Here is a 16,399-nt window from a genome sequence, read left to right as displayed (position 1 = left end):
GGTCAGGCTTCGGCTAGAGCCAGATGATTTCAGGTCCAATCGACCGGAAATCTGAATCCGTCTCTAAATCAAAGAGATAGAGCATGATGTCGTCCGAAACCGCTTCACACTTTTCGGCATCATGCTCTAGAGCCCGCCGCCCATCAGGTCTTTCACCTTCTTGGCCGCGTCGTCCGCCGCCTGGTCGACGGTCATCGCTCCGGTAAGGGCATTCTGCAGCATGTCCGGGATGATGATGTTCATGATCTCGGGAGACTGCGGCAGCGCCGGGAACGGGATGCCGTATGGCAGCATCGAGGTCGTGACGTCGAGGAATTTGATGCTGTCCAGACGCTCCTTCATCCATTTGGTCTTGAAGCCATTGAGGTTGCCGGGATTCGAGCCGGCATAGGCCATCTTCAGCGACCATTCGGGGCTCGTCCACATGCAGATGATGGCCTTTGCGGCCGGCTCGTCCACCTTGCCGCCCTCGACATATTCGGGCTTCAGGATGTGGATGTTCGAGCCGCCGAAAACGACCGCGCGCTTGCCGTCGGGGCCGGTCGGAATGAGGCCATAGCGCATGTTGTCGATGACGGTCTGTGCCTTGTCCTTGTCGGTGCCCGTCGCCTTCTTCTGCAGATCGAGCATGACGTTGTAGTCCGACGGATGCGAAATCATCATGCCGAGCTGGCCGGCGAGGAACAGCGGCTGGTTGTCGGCCTGCTGGTTGGTGAGCGCCGAAACCGGCACCGATTTGTCGCGGACATACATGTCGTAGGAGGCCTGCAGCGCCGCCTTGCTCTGCGGGCTGTCGAGCTCGATCTGCTTGTAGGTTGGGTTGGGGGTAGCCTCGTCGAAGACGCCGCCGCCATAGGCCCACAACTGCGGCATGAAGCGATAAGGCGTGTTGCCGGCATTCTTACGCGCCACCAGGCCGTAGCCGGCAATGCCGAGCTTGTCGTGGATCTGCTTGGAATATTTGACGACGTCGTCCCAGGTGGCCGGGGGCTTGTTCGGATCGAGGCCCGCGCGCTTGAAGATGTCGGCGTTCCAGATGAAAGCCATCGTCTCGTTGTTGGTCGGAATTCCGTAGGTCACGCCGTCCCAGGTGACGGCCTTCATGGCGCCGGGCCAGAAGTCCTCGGTCGAATACCCCACATCCTCTGGCTTGAGCGGCTGCAGATAGCCCTTCGAGGCGAACTCGGTGCCGCCCAGGATTTGCAGGCGGACCGCCATTGGCGCTGCGTTGCCGAGCAGCGCCGTGCGGAACTTGTCGAGAAGGTCGTTGTAGGTGAGGGCTTGTTCCTCGAGCTGGATGTTCGGATAGGTCTTGCGGAAGGTTGCGAAGAAATCCTTGTAGTATTGGCGCAAAAGGTCCGGGTCGCCCTCGAACACGCCCTGGTACCAGAAGGTCAGTCGGCCCTTGTAGTCGAGCGGGGTGACTTTGGCGCAATCGCCCGCAGTGTCAAAATCTTGCGTGCCCGCAATGGAGCGCACATATTCCGGCGACCACTTGCTCAGGTCGACCGGCGGCGCGCCCAGCGCCGGTGCGGCCATCAACGATGCCATTAACGCAGTGGAGACAGTGCCGCGCAGGACGGCACCGCCGAGCGTAATCCTCGTCATAGGTATCCTCCAGGTTTCTCTCCCGTGCCGCTCTGCGTCGAGGCAAGCGGTCGTTGCTCGTTCGATCGCGGGATATTTGCCGGTTCTAATGTATCCCTTCGACGACTTTGTACGTTTTCAGATCACAGATTATCTGTCAACGCGAAGAATCGTACATTGTTTTATCGAAACCGAGCGTGATATAGGGCGGAGGGTGTATTCACTTGGGGGAGATGGGCCTTGGCCGAGACAAGCGATTTCAAAGCGGAGCCACCTGCGGGAATTGACCCCATCGGGGCTTCCAGCGAGGGCGCCTCGCTTTATGAACTGATCAGGGATGACATCATCGAAGGACGGCTAGCCGCCAACGAACGGCTTGTGGTCGCCGATCTCGCCCGGCGTCACGGCACCTCGACCAACCCGGTGCGCGAGGCCCTGCAATTGTTGCGCGGAGAGGGCTTTGTCATCTTCAGTCCCAATCGAGGGGCGCGCGTGCGACCCATAGATCAGGACTTTGTCCGGGATATCTACGAGATCGGCGTCCTGATCGAACCCGCCCTGACGCGATGGTTCGTGAACATGGCCACCGACGAGGACATCGCCGAGCTCGAACGTCTCCAGGGCCTGATCGAGGAGAACAATTTTGCCGACACGTTCAGGCACAGCGAGCTCGATACCGCCTTCCACACCGTGATGTACCAGCGGCATTATAACCGCCATGCGGCCGAGCTCTGGTGGAAGCATCGCGAGGTGCTGAGGGCGGTCAGCCGGCGGTTCAATTTCACGCTCGCCAGGCGCGCCGCGATCATTCGCGAACACCGCGAGCTCATCGCGCTGGTAAAATCGGGAGAGGCCGAGAAGGCGGCCGAACTCATTGCCCGCCATGTCGAGGGCTCCGGTCGGCATGTCCTCGAACACATGCGTGCGCGTAGCGCCGCCCGGGCAGGGTAGCCGATCCGCAACACCATCAGCCTGGCCGTTTCAGAGAGGATAGTCCAGATGAAAATCACGAGCATTCGGCCATGGCTGATCAAGTCCGATGCGTCTTACTGGGGAGAGTTCCTGTTCGTCGAAGTGACGACCGACGAGGGGGTGAGTGGCTGGGGAGAGATCACCACCACGACAAAGCTCGCCAACCGGGCTCTCTGCACGATCCTGCGGCAGATCGGCATCGCAGTGACGGGCGAGGACCCGGCCCGTATCGAATATCTCTGGCACAAGATTTTCCGCAGCTTCACCTATATGGGCAGCCGCGGCGCCGCCGTCGAATGCGTCAGCGCCATCGACATAGCTCTCTGGGATATCCGCGGCAAAGTCCTCGGCAAGCCGATCTATGAGCTGCTGGGCGGGCCAGTGCGCGATGAAATCGCGCTCTACACCCATCCCAACCAGGCCAAATTCACCAGCAAGGAAGCCGTGATCCGCGAAATTCGCGACATCGTGGAGTCCGGTCACACCGGCCTCAAACTCGATCCTTTTCCCCATCAGGGCCCCAGCGTCGATGGCGTGGCCCGCGAAAGGCGGGACGGTTACCTCGACGGCAGCATGACCCGCAAGGACGAGCGCGAGGCCGCCGAACTGACGGCCCTGATCCGCGAAACGGCAGGCCCCGATGTCGACATCCTCATCGATGCGCATGGCCGCTTCGATGTTCCGACCGCTATTCGCCTCTGCCGCAGCCTCGAAGAGGCGGGCCAGATCGACTGGTTCGAGGAGCCCTGTCCGCCCGAGAGCCTCAATGCCCTCAAACAGGTGCGCGACAAGGTCAGCGCCGCCATCTCGTGGGGCGAGCGCGGCCACACGAAGTGGGATTTCGTGCCGGTGCTCGAGAACAAGCTCGCCGACTACATCATGCCCGACGTCACCTGGACCGGCGGCATCACCGAGCTCAAAAAGATCTCCGCCCTTTGCGAAGCCTATTATGTCCCGGTCTCGCCGCATGACGCCGCCGGTCCGATCAACGTGGTCGCAGGAGCGCAGGTGATGATGACTGTTCCCAACTTCTACAAGCTCGAAACCTCCGAGTGGGACCTCTCGAAATACGATCACCTCATCGACAAGCCGCTCGACGTTTCGAACGGCAACCTCAAGCTGACGTCGAAGCCCGGCCTCGGTGTCGAGATGAATCGCGACTACCTGCAGGCCCACGAGATCGAGCTGGGCTAGCAACGACCTGTGCGGGCCAGGCGAGGGGCACAACCATCGACGAGAACGAGGATAAGTCATGCCGAAGACGGATGCAGCCAACGAGGCTCTCAATCGGGTCAACACCAATTCCAGGCCGTCCGAGCTTCGCATCACCGACATGCGGGTGGCCGAGATCGTCGGCGCTCCGTTCACCTCGGCGCTGCTCAAGATCTACACCAACCAGGGCATCGTCGGGCTTGGCGAGGTGCGCGACGGCGCCAGCGCCACTTATGCGCTGATGCTGAAGAGCCGGCTGCTCGGCGAGAATCCCTGCGATGTCGACCGCCTGTTCCGCCGCGTCAAGCAGTTCGGCGGCCACGGGCGGCAGGGAGGCGGCGTATCGGCGGTCGAGATCGCGCTGTGGGATCTCGCCGGCAAGGCCTATGGCGTCCCGATCTACCAGATGCTGGGCGGCAAGTTCCGCGATCACGTGCGCGTCTATTGCGATACCGACGCCGAGAAACCGAGCGGCACCGAGACCGGCAAGCGCCTCAAGGCACGCATGGAGCGCGGCTTCACTTTCCTCAAGATGGATCTCGGCTTGATGCAGATCGCCCATATTCCGGGCGCTGTGACATCGCCCGCCGGCTCGCTCGAAGGGTTTCACGCCAATCCGCGCGGCCGTGGCGGCACGCTCGAGGAGCGCAAGGCCCGCAATCTCGCCTATGATGCGCAGAATGTGCAGCACCCGTTCACGGGCCTGCATTTCACCGAAAAGGGCATCGACCTGCTCGAGCAATATATCCACGAGGTCCGCGAGGTCATCGGCTACGAAGTTCCTTTGGCCATCGACCATGTCGGCCACATCTCGCTGCAGGACGGCATTCGCCTGTCGCGCCGCATCGAGAAATACGTGCCCGCCTGGCTCGAGGATGTGATTCCCTGGCAATACACCGAGCAATACCGGCAGCTGCAGCAAGCGACCTCGGTGCCGATCTGCACCGGCGAGGACATCTACCTCAGGGAGGGTTTCGAACCCCTGCTCGCGAGCGGCGGGCTCTCCGTCGTCCATCCGGACCTCCTCACCAGCGGCGGTATCCTCGAGACCAAGAAGATCGGCGACATGGCGCAGGACCACGGCGTCGCCATGGCGATCCACATGGCCGAAAGCCCGATCGCCGCGATGGCCGCGGCGCATGTCGCGACTGCGACCGAAAACTTCATGGCGCTCGAATATCATTCCGCCGATGTGGACTGGTGGGACGATATCGTCACCGGCCTGCCCAAACCGCTGGTGAAGGACGGCTTCATCACCGTTCCGGACAGACCGGGCCTGGGGATCGACGACGTCGTCGACGAAGTGATCGCGCAGCATCTGCAGCCCGGTGTCACGGGGATATGGCAATCCACCGAGCATTGGGACAATGAATATAGCTGGGACCGGACCTGGAGCTAGCCAGACCGCCCGCCCTCATTCCCCAAGTTCACAGGACCAACGACCGACCATTCGCGTCGACCTCTCCTAAGCCGGAGATGAAGAAAGAAACGGACGAAACCATGATCTACGAACTGCGTATCTATGACTGCCTGCCGGGCAGGCTGCCGGCTTTGCTCAAGCGCTTTTCCGACCAAACGCTTGCCATCTGGGAGAGGCATGGCATCCGCCAGGCCGGGTTTTTCACCACGGCGATCGGCGAAAACAGCAATCGCCTCACCTATTTCCTAGCATGGGAATCGCTGGCCGAGCGTGAGGCGAAATGGGCGGCTTTCGTCACCGATCCGGCATGGCACAGGGCCCGGGACGAGTCTGAGCGCGACGGGCAGATCATTGCCAATATCAGCAGCCAACTGCTCACGCCGACAGCTTTCTCGTCTGTGAACTAGGACCGCGCCATGAAGATCACCGACCTGCGCTGCGCCGTCATCGGCAAGCACCCCATCGTGCGCATAGTGACCGACGAAGGTCTTCACGGCCTTGGCGAAGTCGAGTTCACCAAGACCTACCTCAAGCCCTTTGTTCTGCATTTCCGCGAGGCGCTGATGGGCGAGGACCCGACCGATGTCGAGCGAGTGATGCTGAAGATCCGCCAGCGCGGCTCGTTCAAGCCCTATGGCGCGGCGGTGAGCGCGATCGAACATGCGCTGTGGGACATTGCCGGCAAGGCCGCCGGCGTTCCGGTCTATAAGCTGCTTGGCGGCAAGGTGCGCGACAAGGTGCGCGTCTACAATGGCTCGATCCGCCGCAAGCGCACCGGCGACCGGCCGGAGGACTACGCCGCCGACGTCAAATGGATGATGGAGCAGCCGCAGAACTTCTTCATGATCAAGCAGGGAATCTCGTTCCACTCCAATATGAAGGACACCATCGAGGGCTTCCATTACGGCGTGACGCAGAAGAAGGCCGGCTATCACGGCGCCATGGATCAGGGCGTTATCAGCGAGCGCGGCTTCAATCACATGCTCGACTGCGTGATCGCGATGAAGGAGGTGCTGGGCGACAAGGTGAGCCTGGCGCTCGACTGCGGCCCGGGCTGGATGTTGCCCGACGCGATCAAATTCGCCCGCGCGGTCGAGAAGTACAATTTGATGTGGCTGGAGGACATGCTGACCGGCGACTATGTGCCGTGGGTCAATCCGCAGGCCTATCGCGAGCTGACCGCCTCCACCTCGACGCCGATCCATACCGGCGAGCAGATCTATCTGCGGCACAATTTCAAGGAGCTGATCGAGACGCAAGCGGTGCGCGTCATCGGCCCGGATCCGGCCGATATAGGCGGCATCGCCGAGCTCAAATGGGTGGCCGAGCACGCCTACATGCATTCCATCCTGATGGCGCCGCACGGCACCGCCAACGGCCTGCTCGGTCTTGGCGCGCTGATCAATGTCTGCGCCACCTTGCCCGCCAACTACATCGCCTTCGAATATCCGAGCGCCTCCGATCCCTGGTGGGAAGACATCGTCATCGGCCTGCCGTCGCAGATCGTGAAGGACAGCATGGTGGACCTGCTCGAAGCGCCGGGGCTGGGGCTCGATATCGATGCCGAGGCGGCCAGGAAATATCTCAGGGAAGAGGATGCGGGTTTCTTCGACTGAGCGTAGAAGCTTCGGCGCAGGGGAATGTCGGGAGAAGAGAGGATGGTGCCAGAGGCGGAATCCAAGTCAGAGAAATCTGGCTGTCGTTTCAAATGGTTAAGACTCGCGCAAAAGCAGTGCTAACCAACAAAAAATACCAACAAAATATTTCTGTGGATTGGTTTGGTTCCCGAATATTACTCGCAGGTCCCAACTCGACGCAGCTGGACTGCTGCCGGTCGCCATTAAGGCAGTCCGACTTTGTCAAGCGCATGGCGCAAGTTGACCGAAGTGACCTCCTGCTGACAAAGTCTTGAACGTCTGCTTCGCGCCTAATGTCGGCCGTAGTCTTGAGCTCTTTCGTTGACCCAAAGCTGTCGTTCGCCAGATGCTGGCCAAGCCCCATTGCCCAATTCCCTCAGGCAACTAACTGCTCAGAGTTTCAGGCTCACCGCTCCAGGCAGATCGCCACGCCCTGGCCGCCGCCGATGCAGAGCGAGGCGAGGCCCTTCCGCGCGTCGCGGCGGATCATTTCGTGGAGCAGCGTCACCACGATGCGGCAGCCGGAGCCGGCCAGCGGATGGCCAAGCGCGATGGCGCCGCCGCTCATGTTGATGATGTCCTCGTTCCAGCCCATCTCGCGGTTGACCGCGATGGCTTGCGCGGCGAACGCTTCGTTGACCTCCATCACGTCGAGATCGGACGCGTGCCATCCGGTCTTGTCGAGCGCGCGGCGCGAGGCCGCCACCGGTCCGAGGCCCATGTCCATAGGCTCGACCCCGGCTGAAGCGTAGGAGGCGATGCGGGCGAGGGGCGTCAGGCCGAGTTTCTTCATCCGCGCCTCCGACATCACCAGCACTGCTGCGGCGCCGTCATTAAGTCCGGATGAGTTGCCGGCCGTGATCGTTCCAGCTGTATCGAAGACTGGCCTGAGCCGGCCGAGGCCCTCCACGGTGGTGGAGGGATTGGGATGCTCGTCGCGCTCAACGACGACATCGCCTTGCCTGGTCCTGATCGACACCGGAACGATCTCGTCATCGAATTTGCCGGCCCGGATGGCGGCGTCCGCCTTCTCTTGCGAGCGCAGCGCGAACCTGTCCTGTTCCTCGCGGGTGATCTGGTAGCGCCGCGCCAGCGATTCGGCGGTGACGCCCATATGCACCTGATGGAAGGCGTCCCACAGGCCATCGGTGATCATGGAATCCTTGACCGCGTGGTCGCCCATGCGGATGCCGCCACGGACGCCGGAGATGAAATGCGGCGCCGAGGTCATCGAGTCCTGTCCGCCGGCGATCACGCAGTCGGCGTCGCCGCAGCGAATGGCCTGGGCGGCGAGATGGATCGACTTCTGGCCGGCGCCGCACACTTTGTTGACGGTCATGGCGGGGATACTGACCGGAAGGCCAGCCTTGAGCGCGGCCTGCCGCGCCGGGTTCTGCCCGGCGCCGCCGGTCAGCACCTGGCCCATGATCACCTCGCTGACGGCATCGGGCGCGAGCTGAGTATCGGCAAGCATTGCCTGGATAAGCTGCCCGCCCAGCTCCGCCGCGGACAGGCTGGCGAACGCGCCGTTCAGCTTGCCGATGGGCGTGCGCTTGGCGGCAACGACATAAACCGCATCCATTTCCGATCCTCCGCACGCGCGACCCACACAGGCGGGATCGCCGCTTGACATTCTGGTTATAGCCAATAATCATGAAATGCATCGGCAGGCAAGGTCGCGGCATCGAGCCCGGCCTGCGTTGCGGGAGGAAATCCATGTCATCCGTGCTTTGGACGCCGGCGCCGGCCGCGTTCCAATCATCCAACCTTGCGCGCTTTTCGACCGCCAACGGCTTCGACCCGCGCGACTACGATACGCTGCATCGCTGGTCGATCGGCGATCCCGGGGCCTTCTGGCGGGCGGTGTGGGATTTCGCCGAGGTCGTCGGCGATCCAGGCGCGATCTCCTTCCTGCGCGACGACAATGCGCCGATGACCGGGAGCCGCTTCCTGCCGGAAGCAAAGCTTAATCTTGCGGAAAACCTGTTGCGTGGCGACGGCGAGAGGGTCGCGGTGATCGAGGCCGACGAGGGCGGCCATTTCCAGGCGATCACGCTCGCTGAATTGCGCCGGCTTGTAGCTCGAACGGCCGACGGCCTGCGCGCGGCCGGTATCGGCAAGGGCGATTGTGTCGGCGGCATCCTGGCCAATCGCGTCGAGGGCCTCGTCGCGCTTCTGGCGACGCTCTCCGTCGGCGCCGTCTGGTCGTCCTGCTCGCCGGATTTCGGCGCCGCCGCGATCGTCGATCGCCTCGGCCAGATCGGCGTCAAGGTGCTGTTCGCCGCGCCGCGCTACCGCTACGCGGGCAAGGATCACGACATCTCCGGCAGGCTGGCCGAGATCCTCGCGGCGATGCCGACGGTGACGGCGCTGGTGCTGACCGGCGAACCGAGCGCGAAGCTGGATTGCGCAGCGGATTGCGTTTCGTTCGACGATTTCGGCGGCGACGGCCCGCTCACCTTCGAGCGCGTGCCGTTCGACCATCCGGCCTATGTGCTCTACACGTCCGGCACGACAGGCGCGCCGAAGGCGATCGTCCACCGCGCCGGCGGCGTGCTGCTCCAGCACCTGAAGGAGCATCTGCTCCACGGCGATGTTCGCCCCGGCGACGTCATGAGCTGGTACACCAACACCGCCTGGATGATGTATCACTGGCTGATCTCGGGCCTCGCCTGCGGCGCGAGCGTGGTGCTCTATGACGGCGCGCCGATCCTGAAATCGGCCGATGGCCTCGACCCCAGTCCGCTATGGACAATGGCCGAGCGTGCCCGCGTCACGCATTTCGGCACCAGCCCGAAATATCTGGCCACGCTTGCCGCCGAAAATTACGCGCCGGGGCGTCTGCACAACCTTTCGCCGCTGCGCTCGCTGCTGTCGGCCGGCGCGCCGGTTTCTCCAGCGCAGTTCGACTGGGTCTACGAGCATGTGAAGCGCGACATGATCTTTGCCTCCATTTCCGGCGGCACCGAGATCATCGGCTGCTTCCTGCTGGGATCGCCGATCCATCCTGTGCGGCGCGGCGAGCTGACGGTGAAAGGCCTTGGCCTCGCCGTGGCCGTCATGGACGAGCGCAACGCGCCGGTGATCGGCCGCCAGGGCGATCTCGTCTGCACCGAGCCCTTCCCGTCGATGCCGCTGGCCTTCTGGGGCAAGGACGGCGACGAGCGTTATCACGCCACCTATTTCGCCACGCGCCACGAGATCTGGACGCATGGCGACGTGGCTGAGATGACCGCTTACGGCTCCGGCGTCATCCACGGCCGCTCGGACACGACGCTGAAGCCCGGCGGCGTGCGCATCGGCACGGCGGAAATCTATGCCGCCTGCGAAAACTTTGCCGAGATCGAGGATTGCCTGGTCTTTGGCGCGCCGGTCGAAGGCGACGAGGAGATCGTGCTCTGCGTCAAGCTCAATGATGGCTATGCGTTGACCCCAGAGCTTGCCGCGCAAATCCGCGGCGCGATTCGCGAAGGGGCCTCGCCGCGCCATGTGCCGCATCGCATCCATGCGGTGCAGGCCGTGCCCTATACGCTGAACGGAAAACGCGTCGAGGGCGCCGCCCGCACCACGCTCGAGGGCAAGCCGGTCAAGAACATGGCTTCGCTCGCCAATCCGGCATGCCTAGAGGAATACCGCACGCTCGACCGGAGCAAGGCGGCATGAGCCGGCCGAAGGGAGCGATCGTCGGCATCGGCGAGTTGAAGCCGCAGCGCCTGACCAGCGGCGTGAGGACGCTGGAGGTGATCGCCGAGGTCTCGCGCCTGGCGGTGCTCGACGCCGGGCTCGATCCGGCGGCAATTGACGGGCTGCTGGTCGGTCCCCAGGTCGGCGAGACGCCGCAGCATGTGCCGGCGACGATTGCCGAATATCTGGGTCTCGCGCCGACCATGGCCAATGTCGTGGACCTCGGCGGCGCATCCGGCGCCGGCATGGTCTGGCGCGCGGCCGCCGCGATCGAGGCAGGCATGTGCGAGACGGTGCTGTGCGTGCTCGCCAACAACCGCGAGGAGACGCCGCCTCGTTCTCCCAACCGCAATCCGATCCGCGAGTTCGACGTGCCTTTCGGCGCCTCGGGCGCCAACATCTCCTATGCGCTGCTGATGCAGGCGCATATGGCCGCATACGGCTCGACCGCGCGGGACTTCGCCCTGATCGCCGCGGCCGCGCGCGCCAATGCGCAGCTCAATCCCGACGCCATCTTCTTCGGCAAGCCGGCCGATGTGGAGGCGGTGCTGGCCTCGCCGATAATCGCTTCGCCGCTGCACCTCCTCGAAATCGTCATGCCGGTCGCCGGCGGCGAAGCGGTCGTCGTCACCTCGGTCGAACGCGCGCGGTCGTTGCGAAAGCCGCCCGTGCATCTGCTCGGCGCCGGCGAGAAAGTCACGCACCGCGCGGTCAGCCAGGCGCCGAGTCTTACCTCCGGTCCGTTGAAGAGCGCCATGGCGCGGGCCTTCCAACAGTCCGGCACGCGGGCCGATGAGATGGACCTTCTGTCGCTCTATGATTGCTATACGATCATGGTCGCCACCACGATCGAGGATGCCGGCCTCTGCGCGCCGGGCCAGTTCGGCGCGTGGCTCAACGACCACGACCTTTCCCACAAGGGCGACAAGCCGCTCAACACGCATGGCGGCCAGCTCGGCTTCGGCCAGCCGGACCTTGCCGGCGGTATGACTCATGTCGTCGAGGCGGTACGCCAGCTGCGCGGCGAGGCGGGCGAACGCCAGATCGGCAAGGCCGGGCTCGCGCTGGTCACCGGCAATGGCGCGACGATGAGCGAAGCGACAGCGCTCGTGCTGGGAGCCGCCTGATGTCCGTCGATCTCAATACGCTGAAAACCCCTGGCCCGACGATCACCGCGCTGACCAAGCCGTTCTGGGATGCCGCCGCCGAAGGCCGGCTGACCATCCAGCACTGCGAGGACCGCGGCAAGGCTATCTTCTATCCGCGCCCGATCTGCCCGCATTGCTGGAGCAAGCGCCTGGTCTGGAAAGACGCATCGGGCAGAGGGCGGCTCAAGTCTTTTTCGGAGGTGCACAAGCCCGGCCATGCCGGCTGGCTGCCTGTGGCACCTTATGTGGTCGGCCTTGTCGAATTGGTCGAAGGCCCGACGATGCTGAGTTTCATCCTGGCCGGCACACGGCCGCTACAGATCGGGGACATGCTTCGGCTTGCGCCGACAGCCATCGGCGGTCGCGTCCTGCCGGCCTTCAAACCAGTCGAACCCGGAGCAGAGGAGAAGCCGCAATGAGCACCGAGACGAAAGACGGTTGGGTGGGTGTCGTGAAGGGTCGCCCGCAGGTCGGGGCCTTCGCCGAGCACACGCGCCGCACAAGGATGAGCGACATCGAGGCCTTCACCGACATCACCGGCGATCGTAACCCGCTGCATTACGACCGAACGCTGGCCGAGAAGTCGGTGTTCGGCAAGCTGATTGTCCAGGGCGGCGTCACCTCCGGCATCCTAAACGCGCTGGTCGCGGAGGATCTGCCTGGCCCCGGAACCGTGTTCCTCGAAGTGGCCTGGAAGTTCGTCAAGGCGGTCGGCGTTGACGAGGAGATCACCGGACGCGTGGAGGTCAAGGAAGTGCGGTCCGATAAGCCTATCTGCAAGATCGAGACCAGCGTGCGCAACGGCCAGGGCGAGCTTTGCCTCACCGGCACAGCCACGGTCTTCACCGTACCGCTGCAAGGCGCATGAGCACGGCCGGCGGGCTTGGCACGGCGGCCGACAGCGAGCGCTGGCGCGTGCTGTCGCTGCTTTGCCTCGCAGTCGTCCTGTCGCTGACCACCTGGTTCTCGGCGACCGCGATCCTTCCTGAACTGAGGCAGGAGCTGGCGTTGGGCGCGGGCGCCGAGGCCTGGCTGACCAATGGCGTCCAGGTTGGCTTCGTTCTAGGCGCGCTGGCGGCGAGTCTGGTCAATCTTCCCGACCTCGTACGGCTGAGTCACCTGATGGCGGCGGCGGCGCTCGTCGCCGCTTTGGCCAACGCGACGCTGCTCTTCCATCCCGGGCCTGGCGGCATGATCGCCGCGCGCGTCGCCACCGGTGTTGCGCTCGCAGGCGTCTATCCGCCGGCGCTGAAGCTGGTCGCCACCTGGTTCGCGCGCGACAGGGGACTGGCGCTCGGCGCCGTCATCGGCGCGCTGACTGTCGGCTCGGCGCTGCCGCATCTTTTCCGCGCTGTCTCGACCGCGCTCGACTGGCGTCCGGTGGTTGCCGGGGCAAGCTTGGCCACTGCGGCGGGCGCGCTGCTCTTCCTGCTGTTCGCGAAGGAAGGACCCCATCCCTTCGGCAAGGCTATCTTCGAGCCCTCGCGCATCGGCCAGGTCTTTCGCGAAAAGCCGCTGCTGTTAGTCAATCTCGGCTATCTCGGCCATATGTGGGAGCTGTACGCCATGTGGGCGTGGCTGCTCGCCTACACGCGCGCCGCCTTCGAAGCACAGGCGATCGGAACGGCGGCCGCTGCCTCGCTCTCGACCTTCCTCGTCGTCGCGTCCGGCATTCTGGGGTGTTTGCTCGGAGGCTATCTGTCGGACCGCGTCGGCCGCACCGCCACCACCGCCGGCATGATGATCGTCTCGGGAAGCTGCGCGCTGCTGATGGGCTTTCTGTTCACCGGCCCGCTCTGGCTGTTCATGCTGGTGGCCCTCGTCTGGGGCGTCTCGGTCATCGGCGATTCGGCGCAGTTCTCCACCGCCGTCACCGAGCTCGCCGACCGCCGCTTCGTCGGAACCGCTCTGTCGGTGCAAATGGGCGCGGGCTTCGCGCTGACGGTGCTCGCCATCTGGCTGACGCCGCGCTTCGCCGAATTCATCGGGGGCTGGCGCTGGGCCTTCCTGCTCCTGGTTCCCGGACCGCTTCTGGGGGCGGCCGCCATGCTATGGTTGCGAAACTTGCCGGAGAGCGTGAAAATGGCCGGCGGCCTCCGCTAGCGAGGCGCTGCCGCTTATCTGAGTCGCGGCAAATGAATTGCGGCAGGATCGGATGGAACAAGCTACCAGAACGCGCGGGCGTCCTCGTTACGATCAGGAAGACGCCGAGGCGGCCGAGGCCTTCCGCTCGATCGGCTCGAAAGTGCAGCTCAACCGCGACGAGGCCGCACCGCTCTGGGTGCAGTTGCGCAACCAGGTCGAGGAAGCGATCAACACCGGCCTGCTTGCCGCCAATTCACGCATTCCCTCGGAACAGGCGCTTTGCGATTTCTTCGGCGTCTCGCGCCCTGTGGTGCGCGCCGCGATCGGCTCGCTGTCCAACGAAGGCCGCATCATCAAGATGCCGCGCAAGGGCATGTTCGTCGCGGCACCCCGCGAGCATGTCGACTTCATGACCGCCAATCTCGGTGTCTTCGACGATTTGACCGCCAAGGGCCACAAGGTCTCGACCCGCACGCTGGAGATCTACCGCTGCCCGCCGAGCGACAAGGAGTCGAAGGTCTTCGGCATTCCCGCCAATGGCAGCGTGGTCCGCATCAGCCGCGTCTATATGACCGACGGCACGCCTATCACCATGACGCGCATCAGCCTGCCGGGGCACCGGGTGCCGGGTCTGGAGAACATCCTGTCGGAAAACCAGTCCATCTTCGGCACTATCCGCGCCGTCTTCGGCCTGACGGTGAAGCGCGCCGACCGCTGGCTGCGCGCGGCCCTTCCCACCAAGGAAGAGGCCGATGAGATGGGCGTCGCCGCCAACACGCCGCTGATCGAGATCGAGTCGATCGCCTATGACGCCGATGGCGCCGCGCTTGAATATTACGAGGCCTTCTACAACTCCTCCGTCGCCCGCATCCACATGGCGGTCGAGCAACCGTCGGCGACCGTGAACGGCGTCGATCGCACCTGAATCGCACTCATCCAAAAAGATTTCGTTTTCTGGTTATAACCAGATTGACGGACCCGGGAAGGTTCTGTAACGTCCCTGTCATGGGGTCGGGAGGAGCCTGACCCCGGAGGCATTATCAGGACCGGTCGGCTTGCGGCGCTGCGTCGGCGGCGAGGGCAGTGCTTTGCCCGCGCTCAAGCCTGTCCTGATGGAGGACGTGCATGGATTACCGGTCGCAATTCGACCTGACGGGCGAGGTCGCCGTCGTCACCGGCGGTGCCAGCGGGATCGGTCTCGAGGCCGCCAGGGCGCTGGGGACTAGCGGCGCGCGTATCGTGCTTCTCGACATGAATGCGGACGGGCTGAAAGCTGCTGCCGAGGCGCTCAAGGCGGCTCGCGTCGCGAGCGTCGATGGCCGCGTGCTCGACGTCACGGATCCGCAAGCCGTGGAGGCGATGGCCGCTCAGATCGTCGCGGACTTCGGCAAGGTCGATGTCCTGGTCAACAGCGCCGGCATCGCGCGCCTCAACACCGCGCTCGACACGCCGGACGAGGAATGGCGCCTGGTGATGGATGTCAACGTCAACGGCGTCTACTGGGCCTCGCGCGCCTTCGGCCGCTCGATGGTCGCCCGCAAGAAGGGCTCGGTCGTCAATCTGGGCTCGATGTCGGGCCTGATCATCAACCGTCCGCAGACCGCGCCGTCCTACATGGTGAGCAAGGGCGCCGTGCACATGATGACCAAGGCGCTCGCGGTCGAATGGGCGAAATCTGGCGTGCGCGTCAACGCGCTGGCGCCGGGCTATGTCGGCACCGAGATGACGCTGAAGATGCGCGAGCGTCCCGAACTCTTCAACACCTGGATCGACATGACGCCGATGGGACGCTTGGGCACGCCGCAAGAGATCGCCTCGGCGATCCTGTTCCTGGCGTCGCCCGCGTCGAGCTACGTGACGGGCGCGATCCTGTCGATCGATGGCGGCTACACGGCCTGGTAATTGGCCTCGCAAGGATTGGAATACCGCATGACCCTTTCGGACCTCGAGGCGCGCCGGGCCATCATCGATGCCTGCATCGAGATGAACGCGCTGGGCATCAACCAGGGCACGTCAGGCAACATCAGCCGGCGCCATGGCGAGGGCATGCTGATCTCGCCGACCAGCACGCCCTATGACACGCTGCAGCCGGAAGACATCGTCTTCATGGGCTGGGACGGCGAGGTCGACGGACGCCTGCCGCCGTCCAGCGAATGGCGCTTTCATCTCGACATCATGAAGGCCAGGCCCGAGGTCAACGCCGTCGTCCACGCGCATCCGACCTACTGCACGACCATCGCCATCATGGGCCGGAAGATACCGGCGATCCATTACATGGTCGCGGTTGCCGGCGGCAGCGACATACGCTGCGCGCCCTACGCCACCTTCGGCACGGCGGAGCTTTCGGCGCATGCGGTGGAGGCGCTGCGCGACCGCAAGGCCTGCCTGCTTGCCCAGCACGGCATGATCGCCGTCGGATCGAGCCTCGCCCAGGCGATGTGGCTGGCGGTCGAGGTCGAGACGCTGGCGCGCCAGTATCACGGCGCCCTGCAGATCGGCGAGCCGCCGATCCTGTCCGACGAGGAGATCGAAAACGTCATCAAGCGCATGGCGAGCTACGGCCTGCGCGACAATGACGCCGCTGCTTGAGGGGCAGCAATTTCACAGTTTCGCATATCCTCCGGGAAGGCCCGGAGCGATCAACAAGGGAGGAA

15 protein-coding genes are annotated in these 16,399 nt (G+C 64.1%); 13 read left to right on the top strand and 2 right to left on the bottom strand.

Translation table 11 applies throughout. The features are described 5' to 3' along the window. Positions 1-126: 126 nt before the first annotated feature. Positions 127-1,608: a sugar ABC transporter substrate-binding protein gene (locus tag CK219_RS05735; protein ID WP_095765801.1), complete on the bottom strand. Its 1,482-nt coding sequence runs from the start codon at positions 1,606-1,608 to the stop codon at positions 127-129. Positions 1,609-1,827: 219 nt separating this feature from the next. Here CK219_RS05735 and CK219_RS05730 point away from each other — a divergent pair, with 219 nt between their 5' ends. The 5 genes from CK219_RS05730 (at position 1,828) to CK219_RS05710 (ending at position 6,807) form a co-directional block, all read left to right on the top strand. Beyond that, on the top strand, positions 1,828-2,538 hold the full coding sequence (locus CK219_RS05730; RefSeq protein WP_095765800.1) for a GntR family transcriptional regulator: 711 nt from the start codon (positions 1,828-1,830) through the stop codon (positions 2,536-2,538). Positions 2,539-2,586: 48 nt separating this feature from the next. Further along, positions 2,587-3,753 carry a mandelate racemase/muconate lactonizing enzyme family protein gene (locus tag CK219_RS05725; RefSeq protein WP_095765799.1) on the top strand — a complete coding sequence of 389 codons (1,167 nt, stop codon included), beginning with the start codon at positions 2,587-2,589 and terminating at the stop codon, positions 3,751-3,753. A 58-nt stretch (positions 3,754-3,811) separates the two neighbouring features. Beyond that, on the top strand, positions 3,812-5,170 hold the full coding sequence (locus tag CK219_RS05720) for a mandelate racemase/muconate lactonizing enzyme family protein (protein ID WP_095765798.1): 1,359 nt from the start codon (positions 3,812-3,814) through the stop codon (positions 5,168-5,170). A gap of 101 nt (positions 5,171-5,271) precedes the next feature. After that, the gene (locus CK219_RS05715; RefSeq protein ID WP_095766173.1) at positions 5,272-5,598 is read left to right on the top strand and encodes an NIPSNAP family protein; all 327 of its coding nucleotides are present in this window, start codon (positions 5,272-5,274) and stop codon (positions 5,596-5,598) included. 9 nt (positions 5,599-5,607) lie between these two features. Then, complete coding sequence (locus CK219_RS05710; protein WP_095765797.1) at positions 5,608-6,807, top strand: mandelate racemase/muconate lactonizing enzyme family protein; 1,200 nt, start codon at positions 5,608-5,610, stop codon at positions 6,805-6,807. 427 nt (positions 6,808-7,234) lie between these two features. On the opposite strand, the gene CK219_RS05705 is transcribed toward CK219_RS05710, so the two are convergent. Then, positions 7,235-8,410, bottom strand: a complete 1,176-nt coding sequence (locus CK219_RS05705) for an acetyl-CoA C-acetyltransferase (RefSeq protein ID WP_095765796.1) — start codon at positions 8,408-8,410, stop codon at positions 7,235-7,237. Positions 8,411-8,544: 134 nt separating this feature from the next. Here CK219_RS05705 and CK219_RS05700 point away from each other — a divergent pair, with 134 nt between their 5' ends. From CK219_RS05700 to CK219_RS05665, 8 genes are all read left to right on the top strand, one after another. Next, on the top strand, positions 8,545-10,491 hold the full coding sequence (locus CK219_RS05700) for an acetoacetate--CoA ligase (RefSeq protein ID WP_095766172.1): 1,947 nt from the start codon (positions 8,545-8,547) through the stop codon (positions 10,489-10,491). Continuing rightward, complete coding sequence (locus CK219_RS05695) at positions 10,488-11,639, top strand: thiolase family protein (protein WP_095765795.1); 1,152 nt, start codon at positions 10,488-10,490, stop codon at positions 11,637-11,639. The genes CK219_RS05700 and CK219_RS05695 overlap by 4 nt, the downstream gene beginning before the upstream one ends. Beyond that, positions 11,639-12,079, top strand: coding sequence for an OB-fold domain-containing protein (locus tag CK219_RS05690; protein WP_095765794.1), 441 nt, complete (start codon positions 11,639-11,641; stop codon positions 12,077-12,079). Before CK219_RS05695 ends, CK219_RS05690 begins: the two co-directional genes overlap by 1 nt. Beyond that, complete coding sequence (locus CK219_RS05685) at positions 12,076-12,528, top strand: MaoC family dehydratase (RefSeq protein WP_095765793.1); 453 nt, start codon at positions 12,076-12,078, stop codon at positions 12,526-12,528. Before CK219_RS05690 ends, CK219_RS05685 begins: the two co-directional genes overlap by 4 nt. Continuing rightward, positions 12,525-13,763, top strand: a complete 1,239-nt coding sequence (locus tag CK219_RS05680) for an MFS transporter (RefSeq protein ID WP_095765792.1) — start codon at positions 12,525-12,527, stop codon at positions 13,761-13,763. The genes CK219_RS05685 and CK219_RS05680 overlap by 4 nt, the downstream gene beginning before the upstream one ends. Positions 13,764-13,815: 52 nt before the next feature. Beyond that, complete coding sequence (locus tag CK219_RS05675) at positions 13,816-14,670, top strand: GntR family transcriptional regulator (protein WP_095765791.1); 855 nt, start codon at positions 13,816-13,818, stop codon at positions 14,668-14,670. 200 nt (positions 14,671-14,870) lie between these two features. Continuing rightward, entirely contained in the window at positions 14,871-15,647 is a 777-nt protein-coding gene (locus tag CK219_RS05670) for an SDR family oxidoreductase (protein ID WP_095765790.1), read from the top strand. 27 nt (positions 15,648-15,674) lie between these two features. After that, positions 15,675-16,334, top strand: a complete 660-nt coding sequence (locus tag CK219_RS05665; RefSeq protein WP_095765789.1) for an L-fuculose-phosphate aldolase — start codon at positions 15,675-15,677, stop codon at positions 16,332-16,334. Positions 16,335-16,399 lie beyond the last annotated feature (65 nt).

The sequence above is a fragment of the Mesorhizobium sp. WSM4313 genome (assembly GCF_002294725.1).
GTDB lineage: Bacteria > Pseudomonadota > Alphaproteobacteria > Rhizobiales > Rhizobiaceae > Mesorhizobium.
Note: the sequence above shows the minus strand (reverse complement) of the source record. Positions and strands in the feature narration are given on the sequence as shown.

Coding starts and splice junctions, on each gene's coding strand:
- CK219_RS05735 (WP_095765801.1), bottom strand. CDS start 1,608: ATGACGAGGATTACGCTCGGCGGTGCCGTCCTGCGCGGCACTGTCTCC.
- CK219_RS05725 (WP_095765799.1), top strand. CDS start 2,587: ATGAAAATCACGAGCATTCGGCCATGGCTGATCAAGTCCGATGCGTCT.
- CK219_RS05720 (WP_095765798.1), top strand. CDS start 3,812: ATGCCGAAGACGGATGCAGCCAACGAGGCTCTCAATCGGGTCAACACC.
- CK219_RS05715 (WP_095766173.1), top strand. CDS start 5,272: ATGATCTACGAACTGCGTATCTATGACTGCCTGCCGGGCAGGCTGCCG.
- CK219_RS05710 (WP_095765797.1), top strand. CDS start 5,608: ATGAAGATCACCGACCTGCGCTGCGCCGTCATCGGCAAGCACCCCATC.
- CK219_RS05705 (WP_095765796.1), bottom strand. CDS start 8,410: ATGGATGCGGTTTATGTCGTTGCCGCCAAGCGCACGCCCATCGGCAAG.
- CK219_RS05700 (WP_095766172.1), top strand. CDS start 8,545: ATGTCATCCGTGCTTTGGACGCCGGCGCCGGCCGCGTTCCAATCATCC.
- CK219_RS05695 (WP_095765795.1), top strand. CDS start 10,488: ATGAGCCGGCCGAAGGGAGCGATCGTCGGCATCGGCGAGTTGAAGCCG.
- CK219_RS05690 (WP_095765794.1), top strand. CDS start 11,639: ATGTCCGTCGATCTCAATACGCTGAAAACCCCTGGCCCGACGATCACC.
- CK219_RS05685 (WP_095765793.1), top strand. CDS start 12,076: ATGAGCACCGAGACGAAAGACGGTTGGGTGGGTGTCGTGAAGGGTCGC.
- CK219_RS05680 (WP_095765792.1), top strand. CDS start 12,525: ATGAGCACGGCCGGCGGGCTTGGCACGGCGGCCGACAGCGAGCGCTGG.
- CK219_RS05675 (WP_095765791.1), top strand. CDS start 13,816: ATGGAACAAGCTACCAGAACGCGCGGGCGTCCTCGTTACGATCAGGAA.
- CK219_RS05670 (WP_095765790.1), top strand. CDS start 14,871: ATGGATTACCGGTCGCAATTCGACCTGACGGGCGAGGTCGCCGTCGTC.
- CK219_RS05665 (WP_095765789.1), top strand. CDS start 15,675: ATGACCCTTTCGGACCTCGAGGCGCGCCGGGCCATCATCGATGCCTGC.